12 protein-coding genes and 1 riboswitch are annotated in these 15599 nt (G+C 45.5%); of the genes, 8 read left to right on the top strand and 4 right to left on the bottom strand.

Going from position 1 to position 15599, the window contains the following annotated elements; translation table 11 throughout:
* Positions 1–98 precede the first annotated feature (98 nt).
* Complete coding sequence (locus tag L5M28_RS04315) at positions 99–1658, top strand: AbgT family transporter (protein WP_263202606.1); 1560 nt, start codon at positions 99–101, stop codon at positions 1656–1658.
* A gap of 196 nt (positions 1659–1854) precedes the next feature.
* On the opposite strand, the gene L5M28_RS04310 is transcribed toward L5M28_RS04315, so the two are convergent.
* Positions 1855–2211, bottom strand: coding sequence for a hypothetical protein (locus L5M28_RS04310; protein WP_263202604.1), 357 nt, complete (start codon positions 2209–2211; stop codon positions 1855–1857).
* Positions 2212–2710: 499 nt separating this feature from the next.
* On the opposite strand from L5M28_RS04310, the gene L5M28_RS04305 reads away from it, so the two are divergent.
* From L5M28_RS04305 to L5M28_RS04295, 3 genes are all read left to right on the top strand, one after another.
* A complete protein-coding gene (locus L5M28_RS04305; protein ID WP_105250986.1) occupies positions 2711–3961 on the top strand; it encodes a dicarboxylate/amino acid:cation symporter in 1251 nt (416 codons plus the stop codon).
* Positions 3962–4233: 272 nt separating this feature from the next.
* Positions 4234–5370: an FUSC family protein gene (locus L5M28_RS04300; RefSeq protein ID WP_263202603.1), complete on the top strand. Its 1137-nt coding sequence runs from the start codon at positions 4234–4236 to the stop codon at positions 5368–5370.
* Between the two features lie 133 nt (positions 5371–5503).
* Positions 5504–7540 (top strand): M14 family metallopeptidase, encoded by a 2037-nt coding sequence (locus tag L5M28_RS04295; RefSeq protein WP_263202601.1) that lies wholly within the window; start codon positions 5504–5506, stop codon positions 7538–7540.
* Between the two features lie 25 nt (positions 7541–7565).
* On the opposite strand, the gene L5M28_RS04290 is transcribed toward L5M28_RS04295, so the two are convergent.
* On the bottom strand, positions 7566–8333 hold the full coding sequence (locus tag L5M28_RS04290; RefSeq protein ID WP_263202600.1) for a class I SAM-dependent methyltransferase: 768 nt from the start codon (positions 8331–8333) through the stop codon (positions 7566–7568).
* A gap of 270 nt (positions 8334–8603) precedes the next feature.
* Between L5M28_RS04290 and L5M28_RS04285 the strand changes: the two genes are divergently transcribed.
* The 3 genes from L5M28_RS04285 to L5M28_RS04275 all read left to right on the top strand — a co-directional run bounded on the left by L5M28_RS04285 (position 8604) and on the right by L5M28_RS04275 (position 10983).
* Entirely contained in the window at positions 8604–9389 is a 786-nt protein-coding gene (locus L5M28_RS04285) for a hypothetical protein (protein WP_263202598.1), read from the top strand.
* A gap of 309 nt (positions 9390–9698) precedes the next feature.
* Positions 9699–10169 carry a hypothetical protein gene (locus L5M28_RS04280; RefSeq protein WP_263202597.1) on the top strand — a complete coding sequence of 157 codons (471 nt, stop codon included), beginning with the start codon at positions 9699–9701 and terminating at the stop codon, positions 10167–10169.
* Between the two features lie 121 nt (positions 10170–10290).
* A complete protein-coding gene (locus tag L5M28_RS04275) occupies positions 10291–10983 on the top strand; it encodes a hypothetical protein (protein WP_263183203.1) in 693 nt (230 codons plus the stop codon).
* A gap of 362 nt (positions 10984–11345) precedes the next feature.
* On the opposite strand, the gene L5M28_RS04270 is transcribed toward L5M28_RS04275, so the two are convergent.
* Both L5M28_RS04270 and L5M28_RS04265 read right to left on the bottom strand, forming a co-directional pair.
* On the bottom strand, positions 11346–11786 hold the full coding sequence (locus L5M28_RS04270; protein ID WP_263202595.1) for a GIY-YIG nuclease family protein: 441 nt from the start codon (positions 11784–11786) through the stop codon (positions 11346–11348).
* 11 nt (positions 11787–11797) lie between these two features.
* Positions 11798–13933, bottom strand: coding sequence for a S9 family peptidase (locus L5M28_RS04265; protein ID WP_263202594.1), 2136 nt, complete (start codon positions 13931–13933; stop codon positions 11798–11800).
* A gap of 180 nt (positions 13934–14113) precedes the next feature.
* A riboswitch (FMN riboswitch) is annotated at positions 14114–14345 on the top strand.
* 189 nt (positions 14346–14534) lie between these two features.
* Between L5M28_RS04265 and ribB the strand changes: the two genes are divergently transcribed.
* A complete protein-coding gene (gene ribB, locus L5M28_RS04260) occupies positions 14535–15188 on the top strand; it encodes a 3,4-dihydroxy-2-butanone-4-phosphate synthase (RefSeq protein WP_113941272.1) in 654 nt (217 codons plus the stop codon).
* The last annotated feature ends 411 nt before the right edge of the window (positions 15189–15599 follow it).

The following is a 15599-nucleotide window of genomic DNA, read 5'->3' as shown; positions in this document are numbered from 1 at the left end:
GTTTTATTTCTTATCGATTAGTTAAACCAAGCTTAAATTAATGCTGCGTTTTTATAATCACAGATAACAATCATCATTTTTTAGGAAGCGGCACCCAAATGGAAAATCATAAACCTGTCACTAGATTCCAGCGATTTCTCAATGGCGTCGAAGTCGTCGGCAATAAACTGCCTGATCCAGCGGTATTATTTGCGATGTTTCTGGGCTTAGTCTGGTTGATCTCTTGGGGATTATCGGGTGTCAGTTTTGATGAAATCGACCCTCGTACTGGCAACCCGATTCAAGTCGTCAATATGCTCGAAGGCGGCGCACTGACTACATTTACCTCGAACATAGTCTCCACCTTTGTGACTTTCCCGCCGCTCGGTGTCGTGCTGGTTGCTATGTTGGGTCTAGGCGTTGCTGAACATACTGGCTTTATTAATGCTGGCCTGCGCTCGATTTTATCTGTTACCCCCAAGATGTTACTCACTCCGGTATTGATAGCCGTGGGTATTCTAAGCCATGTCGCGGTTGATGCGGGTTATGTACTCGTTATCCCACTCGGCGCGGTGATCTTCTATGCCGCGGGTCGTCATCCCTTAGCCGGTATTGCCGCCGCTTTCGCTGGCGTATCCGGTGGTTTTTCTGCGACCGTTGGCGTGCCATCCAGCCTTGATCCTATGCTAGCGGGCTTAACTCAGGCAGCGGCAAGATTATCAGCCGACCCCGCGGCCGCCACATTAACGATTAACCCACTAAATAACATCTTTTTTACTTCGGCTTCTGCCATTTTAATTATCTTAGTTGGCTGGTTCTTAACGGATAAAGTTATCGAGCCGCGCCTAAAAAACACTGCGGTGAATGGCGATCCCAGCACGCTCCCAACCCTAGATGAACTGCAACCCCATGAGCGCCGCGGACTCAAATTCGCCATGGCCGCCATGTTGTTATGTGCATTAGGATTAGTATTAACCGCCTATGGTGAACATTCTGCTTGGCGTGCTACTGACGGCGCCTTAACCAGTGCTTCAGCGCCATTAATGCGCTCTATTGTGGCGATTATTTTTGTGTTCTTCCTCGTGCCCGGCATAGTCTATGGTTACGTCGCTGGCACGGCAAACAACCACAGAGCCATTATTCAAGGCATGAGCAAATCCATGAGTGGCATGGGTTATTACATCGTCATGGCTTTTTTCTGTGCCCAGTTTATTTATGCATTTGGTCAATCCAATTTAGGCGCATTAATGGCAATTAAAGGCGCGTTGGCGTTAAAGGAATTGGCCCTTCCTATGGGTGTGACTCTGGTGGGGATTGTTTTTCTCACTGCATTCGTCAATCTATTAGTGGGTTCCGCTTCAGCCAAATGGGCATTGATTGGTGCCATTATGGTGCCCATGTTAATGGAACTAGGTGTGTCACCGGATTTGACTCAAGCCGCTTACCGAGTGGGCGACTCATCCACTAATATCATCACCCCACTGATGCCTTACTTTCCGTTAATTGTGGTGTTTTGCCAAAAATACGTTAAGGAATCAGGCATCGGCACCTTAGTGGCACTGATGTTACCGTTTTCAATCAGTTTTCTTTTACTTTGGAGCGGTTTCTTACTGGCATATTGGGCCTTAGGCTTGCCTCTAGGGATTGGCAGCTCGCTCTCCTTCCCCGCAATGCCTTAGGGCGTTCAAGAGGTATTCAGAGTGCTTGCGAAATTGAATTCATAATAAACAGGCGCTCAATACCTCAATAACCACTAAATAGTGCACAACTTATTACCTCGCCTTAAACGCAAATGCCGACGTTAACCGTCGGTATTTTACCGCTAACAACACGTAATTTTATTTTATATAGAAACAACAAAATAAAAATAAACACTTAAATATCTATAAACGCATCTCGCTCATAGTAAAAGATAATAGCTTCAAGCAGTTCCTGTTCACTTGGCAGGGCTTTTTGCTGCATCAGGTTATCGATCACATCCTCAATCTGATCCGTGTTTAGCAGATAACAATAGTCACTCCGGCCTAAGCTATCCTCAAAGGCATCGATTTCGTCATCCGATAGGTCTCTCATATCATTCACTATCGGGAATAATGGAGTGGTCAGTTGCAGGGATTCACCTTCATCAAGATCTTGATAAACCAGCCAATAACTTAATCCAGGTTGTTCGACGCACTTTCTTATCCAGCATTGTAACGATTCGGGCGGGCCGAAAAATGAGGTGATGTTCATAATGTCCTCGAAATGGAGTTGTCATAGGGAAAACTGAGTGAGTCACAGAGTTGAATGGTCATGGAGGTTTTTTAGCTATTAACCACTCTCATGATTCATACAAGTAAAAGATGGGTAACTAACGACTCAAGCCACCCCAAGAATACAAGAGGATATCTGCGCCCATCAAAGTAAAAATCACAATTCATCAATTCGGCAGTTAAAATTCCATAATTAAATAAGCTTTATTCATTTTTAAGCGCATAAATTTAAGCATTCCTCATTTAACGTTAACGTGATTTAGACTTTGGTTATTTTGAAACCAAGGTTAGTGATGTTTCACAATCCCCTACTATGCAATTGTGGTACTTTACTCGGTCAAAAATGTCGGGCATTTGCCTTTAACATAGAGTGAACCTTTAGCCTAGAGTAAGCCTTAATCATTAAAGCTTGAGTCGTCTAGGTTCAAATCGTCTGTGCATGACACAAAATGCTGCGGCAACTGGGGAGTTTCGCAAGAATGAAGAGCAAGAGTTTATTAGGTAACATTGGTGTGCAAGTGGTTATTGCCATGATTATCGGCGCACTGGTGGGTTTTATCATGGGCGAGAGTGCAAGTGTGTTTGCACCACTCGGAACCATTTTCATCCATTTAATCAAAATGCTAGTGATACCACTGGTATTGGTTTCTATCATCAGCGGCGCGGCGAGCTTAGGTGATAGCCCATCGGCGGGTAAAATTGGTATTGGCACTTTCGGCTTTTTTATTGTCACGTCGGGCTTTGCCGTTGTGCTTGCACTCTTGATGGGTAATCTGTTCCAACCGGGTGCAGGCGTTGATTTTACCGCCCACAGCAGCACAGACTTGATGGAAGTAACCAAGGAACATGGCGCATTGCCCGGGGTAATGGATACCTTTATCGGCATGATCCCAACCAATGTGTTCGAGTCACTGAACGGCGGTAACATATTGCAAATCTTAGTCTTTAGTATCTTCTTCGGCATCGCACTGACTAAAGTTAAAGGCGATGGTGCTAAACCTATTTTGGCCGCACTCAACACAGTCGTTGATGCCTTTGTGTGGATGATCAACTGCGTGATGATCATTGCCCCTATCGGTGTATTTGGTTTGATGGCCGATTCTGTCGGTACCTTCGGTTTCGATGCACTAGAAGTCGTGTTTAAGTTATTCGCCGTATTTGTGGCTGCGATTCTGATCTACGGCTTTATCTTCTTCCCATTAGTGGTACAACTCTTCTCAAGAGTGTCGGCGCGCCAGTTTATTTCGGCAATGAAGAAACCACAGGTGATGGCATTATCGACCGCCTCTTCAATGGCGACTCTGCCAGTGAATATGGAAACCTGTGAGGAAGATCTTAAAGTCTCTAAGGCAACCACGGCTTTTGTATTGCCGTTAGGCGCCACCATTAATATGAGCGGCAACGCGATTTATTATGGTTTAGTGGCCATGTTCTTCGCCCAAATGTATAACGTTGATCTGTCGATGACAGCCTATGCGGCCATCATTTTCACCTCAACCTTAGGTGCAATTGGTCAAGCTGGTGTGCCGGGCCCATCCTTCTTAGTGGTGGCAGTGCTGTTAGCTGCAGGAATTCCTATCGATGGTTTACCTTTGCTGTTTGCGTTAGACAGGGTTTTTGACATGATCCGTACCGCACTCAATATCACTGGCGATGCTGCTTGTGCCTTGATCATGGATAAATACACAGAAGTTGACGTTAAAGCGGATAGTGAGCGCAGCTTAAGCTAACTCAAACACTTTGAATATAGGCTTGAATAGGCAACGCTTATTCAAGCCTTTTTTATCTGCAGCACGATATAATGGCCTGCCTCTACACGCATCAGTTAAGCCTATTTAATCTGAGTGTTAATGTGATCTCTCCCGCGCCATCCACTAAGCTCAATTTGCTAGATTTCGCAATTTACATTTCTTTATGGCGCTATGGCCGCAAGTGACATGGTTTTTCTGCGATACTGCCACTAGATTAACATCGCTAAGTTAGCTCAAAGGAATTTTGCCCTATGTCTGTATTTGCCCCAGCCACACCCTTTGCCGACTTTATCTATCGCCATTTCCGCTCAATCCACGCCCTAAAGCTCGGGCTAGCCTTACTCGTTGCTGTCACTATTAATGCCATTTGGGCGCCACCGCATTTTATTTGGAGTATGGTCACGATAGTGATCATTATGATGAGCTTACCTCAGGTAGGCGGCGCGATTGAAAAGTCGCTACAAAGGGCTATAGGCACTTGTTTAGGCTCAGCTTATGGGGTGATGTTAGTTGCCACTGTGGACAGTTATTGGCTAATTATGAGCCTGCTGATCTTAGCCGTTAGCTTGATTTGTTTTATCTCGGCCGGACGTTACAGCTATGCCTATTTAGTGGCCGGATTTACCATCATAATCGTCGTCGGCGACGCCAACCATGACACCTCTGAGGCACTATGGCGCACGGCCAACATCCTCTCCGGCTGCGTGATTGCTATTTTGGTCTCACTGTTCATTTTTCCGATTAAAGCTAAACAAGATTGGCGCTCCCAACTCACCCATGCCATCGACAATATGGCCGAAGTATTAGCCGAGCACCTTAAGGCACCCGCCAATCATGAGCTCGATTTTCGCGCTAGACTAGAGGCTGCGATGAAAGCCGTACTCACTCAAAAGAAACTGTTTTTCTCCTTGGAATGGGAAAGTCAAACCCTCAAAAAACACAAAGTGCTACTGTCGCAGTTAGCCAATAAACAAGTGCGCTTAATCACCTTACTCGAACTCTTACCCTTAACCCGCTGGCAGGAAGAAGACAAAGACGCCTATCTGCAGATTAATGCGGTTGCCTCTGAGCTTGCCTTCTATTTGCAACAACTTGCAGAATTTGTAGCGGGTAAAGCCCAACAATTGCCGACACTGCCAGAATGTTTAGATCAAGAATTACAACACAGACTCCAGCTTGCCCTAGTTGCAGCCACTCAAGCATCAACCGCAGACCCAGTGACAACCGTAAACGACCAAGTGCCGCAGGGATTTGCACTCACAGGTTATAGCTGGCTGATTTATCAGCTCGCGATTGCCGTCGAAGCACTTTATAAAGACATTGCCATTATCGACATTGCCTATCACAAGCGGCCAGCTTCTCAGATAACGCCCAGCAAAACGGCTTAGTCGATTTTACCATTCCGCTTAGTGCTTAAATCCATGTCAGAAATGCCGGATAACCCTTAGCCGCCCTTGCGTTAACGGGGCGTTTAATGAAAAGATACCGTCCTAATAAAAATTCGATAGATGGACTCTTTTCATGCGCTTGTTTTCTTTCTCCGTTATCGCCATTGCCTGTCTCTCTACGGGCAATCTGTACCTTGGTAATGCTTTTGCCAATGATGCGAAAACCACAACCCAAACAACTCCGGCAGCCACTATGGCGCAAGCCTCTACCACCGAAACATTGGCAGTTGGCTCCCCAGTAATCACAACGTCACAGGATGCAAGTCCAGCAGCGAATAGCCAAGCGACTGAAACTGCGACTAATGTACTGGCCGATACCACAGTTACGGCGCCAGAAGCACAACCAGCGCCCATTCCTGAACGAGCCAACACCTTTGTCAACGATGCGATTTTACCGCCAAACATCACTTGGTCTGGCGCCAGCGAATCGCTCATGTTAAGTGTTGATAGCGAGTGGGCGACTCCCTTTGAGCAAAGTGGCGGTATTGAAAGTCCAAGCTACGATGCCACTATCGCTTGGCTCGACAAACTCGCGGGCGAGACAGATAAATTACAAAAGGTTAGCTTAGGTAAGAGCCCACAAGGGCGCGATATTTGGATGTATATCGCCAGCAGCGAAGGCATTAATGAATCGGCACGCCTCAAACAAAACACTAAGCCGACAGTGCTAGTGCAGGCGGGAATTCATGCAGGAGAAATCGACGGTAAGGATGCCGGCATGATGCTACTACGTGACATTATCCAAGGCGATAAAAGTGCCCTGCTCGATAAAGCTAACCTCTTGTTTGTGCCTATTTTTAGTGTTGATGCCCATGAGCGCAGCGGCGAATTTAATCGTGTAAATCAACGTGGCCCTGTGAATATGGGCTGGCGCACTACGGCTAATAATCTCAACCTTAACCGCGATTATGCTAAGGCCGACAGCTTAGAAATGCAGCACATGCTGCGCGCAATCAACGTATGGCAACCGGATCTGTATATCGATGTCCATGTTACCGACGGCATCGACTATCAATACGATGTTACCTTTGGTTATAACCTTGCCCAAGGCTTAAGCCCTGCGAGCTACCGCTGGCTCGAAAACAGCTACAGACCTGCGGTTGAAGCCGCATTAACGGAACAAGGCCATATTCCCGGCGCACTGATTTTTGCCGTGGATAACGCCGATATTAACAAGGGTATGTCGCTGTGGAATCCAAGCCCGCGCTTCTCTAACGGTTATGGCGATGCTCGCCATTTGCCCACCATTCTGGTTGAAAACCACAGCCTAAAGCCCTTTAAGCAAAGGGTGCTCGGCACTTATGTGATGTTAGCGCAAACCCTCAAAACCGTGGGTGAACAGGCGACAAAACTTAAGAGTGCGATTCAAGAAGATAAATACCGCGCCTCACCGCTAATCACCCTTACTTGGAAATTAGCACCATTAGAAAAAGGCTGGGATTTTAAAGGCATAGATTATCAACTTGAAAAGAGCCCCATCAGTGGTGCTGAAGTTGTGCGCTGGACAGGTGAACCTAAGCTTTACCCTAACTTGCCTGTGATGGCTGAAACTGTGCCCGACATTAAGGTCACTCGTCCGAGTGCTTACTATATTCCCGCTCAATGGACTCAAGTGATTGATCGTCTTAACGTGCATGGCATTCGCATGACCACGCTCAAAAAGCCAACCGAGTTAAAATTGCAGCAATATACCCTCAGCAATCCCGTGTTTAACACTAAGGATTTTGAGGGCCGCCAAACGGTCAAAGCCGAGTCAGAGTTAACCAAAATCAGCACCACTCTGCCCGCTGGCACCATTAAAATCAGTACAGATCAACCGCTAGGCGATCTGACGATTTTACTGCTTGAGCCGCAATCACCAGATTCTTTACTGCAATGGGGGTTCTTCAATCCTATCTTCACTCATACTGAATACATTGAAGATTATGCGGTAGAGCCACTGGCGGCCAAGATGCTAAAAGATGATCCTAAGCTACAAGCTGAGTTCGACAAAGCACTGACCAATGCAGAGTTTGCCGCCGATCCTGAGGCACGCCTACGCTGGTTCTATGAACGTAGCCCTTACTACGATAACCAATACCTTAAGTATCCGGTTTACCGTAGTCGTTGATCATCGCGATTACAAAAGGTTGTGATTACGCAGGCTTACGCGCACTGATGCTATACACCAAGGGCACCTTCTGCCCTTGGTGTGTTAACACATAACGACCATCTTCTTGCGCTTCGAGCCCTTCAAAGCAGTTATAGGGGCTGAAATCAAATTCGTGGAAAAACTCCAACACTAAGCCCGCCTGCAATAACGCATTGATCACTTCAGATAAACTGTGCGACCAGCACATTAAGGTTTGCTGATCATCACCGGTATTTTCGGTATATGTGCCTTCCAGCTCTATGTCTGGCTCACCCCGATTAAAATAGCTATAGCCATCGAACAACTGCTGCGCAGGATGGAACTCGGCCATGTAAAACTGTCCGCCGGGTGTTAAACAGTCGGCAACCGTTTGCGCCCATAGGGTTAAATCCGGCAGCCAAACAATGGCACCATAGGACGTAAACACAATATCGTGAGGCTCAACCTTGCTCGCCACACTGTAAACATCGCTACAGATAAACTCGGCGGACAACTGTGTCCGTTCTGCCAGTTTTTGCGCTTCAACAATCGCCACCTCTGACAAATCGACGCCTGTGACTCTGGATCCCATTCGCGCCCACGACAAGGTGTCTAAGCCGAAATGACATTGCAGATGCAGCAAACTTTTACCTGCAACCTCGAGTTCACCTAGCTCAATTTCCCGCAGCGAAGTCTTACCACTAAGAAAGCCCGCAACATCATAAAAATCAGAAGTTAAATGTACCCGAGTGCGCGCATCCCAAGCCGTTTTGTTTGTTGTTAAATAATCCATCAGCATCCCTTCTTATATTTTTTGTATTTTTGATTCCGCGTGACTTACGGAGCTTAAACTAACTTAATAAATGAGCAATTTCACTAATCTATGAGTAAATCACCCATGTAGCGGACATGTCCGCATAGTGAACCTCGGACACTTTTTAGCTTAACCAATTGATTATAAATGAAACTTAAAATTGGCATAAGCTGTGCAGTATCTTACACATCGCAAGGCTACTCAGCACTCACCCAAAAAATCGAGTGCCAGATAAACAAGGAAGCTAACATGTCACTACGCCCATTTATATTCACCCTCGCTTTTATAGTGTTTTTTACTGCTGGGGTATCGCTCACTGGCTGCATTCTTAATGTGAACGCAGCAGGCATGCCAGACTTAGACCACCAACAACGCGAACTCATACTCGATAGCCAAGATTTACAAGGCCTGATTGCAGAAACAGGCGCAGGCAGTTTGGAAATTATCGGTGTCGAAGGCCTCAGCCAAATTAAACTCGTCGCCGACATCTATAGCAATAAGGACGGCAACGATGACAGCAAAGTCATTCTCACCCTTGAGAAAAAAGCCAATAAAGCCAAGCTCAAGGCCAACTTTGAGCAAACAGATTCTAATAATGACTCGCCCTATATAGACCTAAAACTGCAAGTCCCTGCGAACTTTACACTGGATATTGATGACAGCTCAGGGGCTATTTTGATCAGCAAGATGACGTCAGACATGAACGTCAAAGACGGTTCGGGTGAACTCACTATCAACGGTGGTAACAATATCAACATAGAGGATGGCTCAGGTGATATTGAAATCAGCCAAATCAACGGCAGCCTAACCATTGAAGATGGCGCTGGTGCCATCAAGCTGACCGATATTCGCGGCAATACCGCAATTGATGACGGCTCGGGCAACATAGAGGTCGCCAATGTGCAAAGTGCTGTGACCATCACAGACGGCTCAGGCAACATTAATGTCTTTAACACTAAGGGATTAACGATTCTTGCGGCAGGTTCTGGCGATGTGACATTTAACAAAATCGACGGCCCAGTAAGCATGCAATAACGCGCCGTTTTACCACTCTACTCCCAAAGGTTTTACCCACTTCCCGGCGTAGAGGCTGATGTTGCAACGGTTCCCAGCCAAGATGTCAGTCTTCTACCCACCCTTTTAAGCGTATGCCCGACTTATGCATTTATGCCACTAACCCCTTGTAGTGGCATTTTTTTATACCGGAATAAAGCTTGAGTTTGCAGAAATGACGTTGATTTTATTCAGATCGTTACGCTTTAACCTTGTGGATTTGCTAAGATTGTCGGCCTTCCCACTTCAATAGTCGAAAAGTCACACTGTAGTGCCAGTAAGGTCGAGAATATGGATCAGTTTTCGGAATACCAAAAAGAAATTGAAGCGCTTTCTCTATCGGATAACCCTAGGCAGATAATGGAAGGACTAGGGGATATTTGTTTTGATGGCGAATCTTTTTATCGCAACGACAATAAAGCCCTAGCCAAACACATTTTCAAGCATATTTACGCCTTAGATGCGCACTCAGACTATTTCTCACACGCCAGAACTGTTGCAAAAGCCTTTCTTATAACCTTGGGAGAAATTCCCCCTATCTCCCTAGAAGAGGCTATTTTACAGATAAAGCATGAGCATGCCTCATTAGCCGCACATCAATTAAATCTGCTGATTGCAAAGCGTATTTTTAGGGAATTTAGTCACCATCAAGACGCTATCCACATCACTATGCAATATCTCACCAAAGCCGAGGCACTTACCCCTCTGAGCAAGAGTGACCTTCGCTTTAAAGCTTTAGTCAGCTCAAATAAGAGTGAGTAAAGGGATAGCGTGACAGAATAAATCATCAGAATTTAGAGCCGCTTCTCAAAAGAAATGCAAAAATATACCGGAAGAGATCAACGTTCTGAATTCGACAACCCAATTTTAATTAAGTGATAATATGGACATTTCATCTTTTAAGAAATATATAAAGTTAGCACCAGAAAATGTTTCAGAATGGCAGAGGTGGGAAAATTCATTACCTACCTTCGATTCTATATTACCAATATTGGATTATGTATATAACACTGAGTGGCAGCGAGATGATTGGAAAGCCATAATGGCATTCATTCGGAAAGGTTATGTTGAGCAAAATGAATCATCTGAATTGGTTGACGGGATTAAGCATGTAAATATATTCAACTCCAAAGTTATTAATCTAAAAGTTGATGTCGCAATTTCATTAAACTGCTCCATTGTTCGTTCATTAGAGTCAATTAATTTATGCTCAGACTCAGTTGAATCATTAAGTGTGTCCCATGCAAGCAAACTCTCTGAAATTACCGGAAACACCCAGAATTTAAGCTACTTATCTTTAAATAAATGTCAAAAGTTAGATTTTGGTTCTATCATTTCAACGCTTGACAGCGTAAAAATTTTAGACCTCAGTGGAAACCCACAGTTGTCCAGTATTGATGAGTTGCGTGGAAATAAAAATATTTTTGCGTTATATCTTGTTGAAACAAATGTAATCAAGACTAAAGAGACAGTAGAAATCTTGGCTTCGATACCAAACTTGAAAAAACTTTGGATTAAAGCAAACAAAAAGGAGTTGGAACTTTTAAGAGAAGCCCTACCAGGGATTGTAAATTAAGCATAGAAAAAGACCGGACATGTAGTTCGAGAGCGTGAAAAGATCTGTGTAAGTGGCATTCTTAATCTGTTGAATGGAGTTCAGAATACCAATAGCAGACAAACTTATCACTCAACAGAAGAAAAATTGACTCACCCCAATAATAAATCCGGCAATAAACCGGCCAGTGGCATTTTTTAACTTTCAATTCTTACTTCTCTAACCCCAATGCAGACCAGTCTTTGGTGGCGATAAAATCTTAACCACTTGATTTATTATGGAAATTAATCGTTAAGCTATTAAGCACTGCCATTCCAGTGCTTAATCATTGTATACAAATACCAATGACTTAATAGGATTTTGCTCTTTCATATCGCACTATGTTAGACAGACTCAATCAATGCCAGCTTTTGACTGCGGCTTAGCTTTTTAACTGCAATCTCACGGCGTAGTGCATCACCCTGACTGCCAACCTGCTCTTGATACATCAGCGTTAATGGCCCTTTACCGCGCAGATACTTAGCGGATTTGATTCCACCCGATTGATGCTCGCTAAAGCGTCGCGCTACGTCGGTGGTGACGCCTGTGTATAAATGCCCGTTGGCGCAGCGGACTAGATACAAGTACCAGAGGGGTGCTGATTTTATGGGTGTAGGCTTCGGTGGTGCAGGATTTAATGGTACGGGATTCAGCGAAGCTTCTGTAACAACATTTTTGGTTGCGACAGCGCTAGTCACTGGGACAAGTGTGTCTGCCACCAGTGACTCATGTTGCTGTAAAGCGCCTCTGTCAGTATTGCCTAGGTTGACGGCTGATCCAGTCACTTGCGAATGACCTACTTCGCCATACCTAATAGACTCAAGAAGAAGGCATATTCTTGGGCAGTGTCTTGGTACTGGCGATAACGACCACTCTTACCGCCGTGGCCAGCTTCCATATCCACATTGAATAACAACACCTTATCATCCATCTTGTACCACTTATTCTGTACATCGCGCAGTTTAGCGACCCACTTAGCAGGTTCAAAATACTGCACTTGCGAGTCATGCAAACCCGTCGTCACTAACATGTGTGGGTATTCTTGCTCAGTGACATTGTCGTAGGGCGAGTAACTCAGCATGTAATCAAAGTAAGTTTTCTCGTTAGGATTACCCCACTCGTCGTACTCATTGGTCGTCAACGGAATCGACTCGTCCAGCATAGTCGTCACCACATCAACAAAGGGTACATGGGCTGCAAGGGCGAAATACTTATCCGGCGCTTGGTTAGCAATCGCGCCCATTAGCAAACCACCCGCGCTGCCGCCAGAGGCAACAACCTTGTTTTTGTCGCCATAACCTTGCGCCGTTAATGCCGTTGTTACGTCAATAAAATCATTGAAGGTATTCTGCTTATTCAACAACTTACCATTGTCATACCAAGGGCGACCTAGCATTTCTGAGCCGCGCACATGGGCGATGGCATACACAAAACCGCGGTCAAGTAGACTGATAACGGATGAAGAAAAATCGGGTTCTACTGTGTAACCGTAAGATCCATAACCGTATTGATACAGAGGATTAGTGCCATCTTTCTTGAATTTATCTTTGCGATATACCAAAGAGACGGGCACTTTCGCACCGTCGCGGGCCGTCACAAATATCCGTTCTGCACGATACTGGCTGGCATCGAAGCCGCCTAAGACTTGATCTTGTTTTAATAAATCACGTCTATCGGGATTCACCAGCGAATATTCGTATACGGCTTCTGGCGTCGTTAGGCTGGAGTAGAAAATGCGTAACTTATTGCTGTCTTGCTGGGAATTAATCTCTAAACCCATCACATAAGCAGGCTCATCAAAGCTCAACTCGAAGGGCTTTTGACCATTGAGCGGCATCACTTTAATCCGCGTCAGGCCGTTTTCACGGGTCTGAATAATCAGATAATCCTTGAGCACTAACTCATCTTCGATACGGGCATTGGGATTATGCGCAACCATTTCTTGCCACTTCGATTTATCCGCCGCATCTTTGATGGCAACTTTCATCAAACGGAAGTTAGTCGCCTGCCAGTTGGTGAGAATGTAATAAGTATCACCCAGCTTAGACACACTGTATTCGTGGCCTTCTTCCCGCGCTAATACTGGCTTGAATAAACCTAAAGGCTCGCTGGCATCGAGAATAGACACTTCACTCGTCGTGGTGCTTTCTTGGAACAACACAATTTGCGACTCATCTAAGGTTTTGCCGAGTGAGATATAAAATGAATCGTCCTGTTCTTCATACACTAAGACATCGCTCGATTGCTTAGTGCCCAGCTCGTGGCGATACACTTGATAGCCCAGCAAGGTTTTTAGATCTTTGGCGATATAGAACACATGCTTGTTGTCGTTCGCCCACACTACGCGACCTTCGGTATTTTCAAGCACGTCGGTGATCATGTCGCCCGAAGCCAAGTCTTTAAAATAGATGTGATATACACGGCGGCTGAGGACGTCTTCGCCAAAGGCCAACATGGTTTCATCTGGGCTCACACTCGCGCCGCCTAAACCATAAAACTCATGGCCCTTAGCTCGCTCGTTAACGTCGAGCATCACTTGCTCAACACCATCGGCGCCCTTACGGCTGATCAGCGGATATTCGCTGCCCTCTTGGTATCTGTGATAGTAGCTGTGCTGATGCCATTGGTACGGCACGCTCGACTCATCGGCGACTAAGCGCTCAGTTAACTCCTTATAAAGACCATCTTGCAATGGCTTTAATGGTTTGAAATAAGCCGCGGTATAACGATTCTCAGCGTTGAGATAGGCCAACACTTTAGGATCTTTGCGCTCATCATCACGCAGCCAATAGTAATCATCGGTACGGGTTACGCCATGCAAAGTCATCACATGGGGAATTTTTTCAGCAACCGGGGCAGGTACTTGCCCTTTGGAGGTCGAACAAGCGGATAACAGCATAACAATACCTAAAGTGAGTAGCAGAGAGCGCATTTATACGTCCTTGTGACGTCCATAACGACCGTCGAAGAATGCGACGGCAAGTCAATTAGCTTATGTGTTCAGTATGATAGTGGTCAGGTGTGCACTAGCGCAAACATTGAACGCGAGAAGTTGCCATTCGCGGTAAATAAGAGCAACATAACTGCGTTTTTGAGCGCAAATGGCTCAAAAGCAAATTCTCAGGGCGGGGTGAAACTCCCCACCGGCGGTAAATGGGTAACGACTAAGTGATTATTTTGCTGAGCGACACCCAAAGCCCGCGAGCGCCCGAAATCACTTTCGGGGTCAGCAGATCTGGTGCCTTAGATTTTGCCTAGTGCAAAACTGACTATTCCAGAGCCGACGGTAATGGACTGTTTGCTTTAATGGCGACAGTGCTGAGTCCGGATGGAAGAGAATGTAAGACAACCTTGTGGTATTTAAGTGCAACGCGCTTATGTATCTCAGTGTTAGCCTCATGTTTTGCAATAACTTCACCCCAAGTGAAGTGATATTGCTACAGCAAAATCGAGCCATTGGGTTTGATTACGTTGTATTTCTGCACGCCCTGATTCTGGATATTCCAATGTCGTATTTTTTAAGGATATTAACCATGAATCAGTCTTTACTTGCTCCTTTTGGTACTGCTATCGAACGCGTTGAAGCGGGTCTTAATGCCCTGCGTCAAGGCCAAGGTGTATTAGTTGTCGATGACGAAGATAGAGAAAACGAAGGCGATTTAATTTTCGCTGCCGAGACGCTGACTAACGCTCAAATGGCCATGCTCATCCGTGAATGTAGCGGTATTGTTTGCCTGTGTTTACCCGATGCAAAAGTCAAAGCCCTCGAGTTGCCCCCTATGGTGGAAAACAACTCGAGCCAATACGGCACGGCGTTTACTGTGAGTATTGAAGCTAAAGTCGGTGTGACGACTGGCGTTTCTGCCGCCGATCGCGTGACCACCATTAAAGCGGCGATTGCCGATGGCGCTAAGCCAAGTGATCTCGCTCGTCCTGGCCATGTGTATCCACTTCGCGCCCAACCGGGTGGAGTATTAACTCGCCGCGGCCACACCGAAGGCACTATTGATTTAATGCAACTCGCAGGTTTAAAAGCCGCTGGCGTATTGTGTGAAGTCACTAACACCGATGGCACTATGGCGCGTTTGCCCGAAATTATTGCCTTCGGAACTCAGCACAATATACCCGTGTTAACGATTGAAGATATTGTCGTTTATCGCAAATCATTGCTGGCCAATGTCGGCTAGATAACGCGCCAATCGCCTGAATCTAGGGCATTGATTTAAATAGAAGGACGTTTCGCTGCGGCAAACGTCCTTTTTATTTAAGTAGATTTACCGTTAACAATCGCGTTCCACCTAATGCACTAAAAAAACGATAAAAGGTAAAGTTAAACAAGTCATTCTTTCGAATGATGAAATACTGCTTCACATCACAGACAAAGCAAATGCTTGTTTGATAGGTGCAAAATAGGTTAATAAAAATAGTCTCTTAGCATGATATATAACAATTTGCTTAATTTCGTGACCTAGATTAGATATCCATAAACTAAAGGTCGCGGTAGCTGGCTGCCTATGTTAAATATCCTCACCCTGTGCCTAGTCCTATTTGTAACTCGGATTCAACGTTATTACGTTGAATTTTCTTTTTCTGCCTAG

Source organism: Shewanella sp. SW32 (assembly GCF_025653365.1).
Lineage (GTDB): Bacteria > Pseudomonadota > Gammaproteobacteria > Enterobacterales > Shewanellaceae > Shewanella > Shewanella oncorhynchi.
The sequence above is the reverse complement of the archived record's forward strand: the minus strand, read 5'-3'. Positions and strand labels throughout refer to the sequence as shown.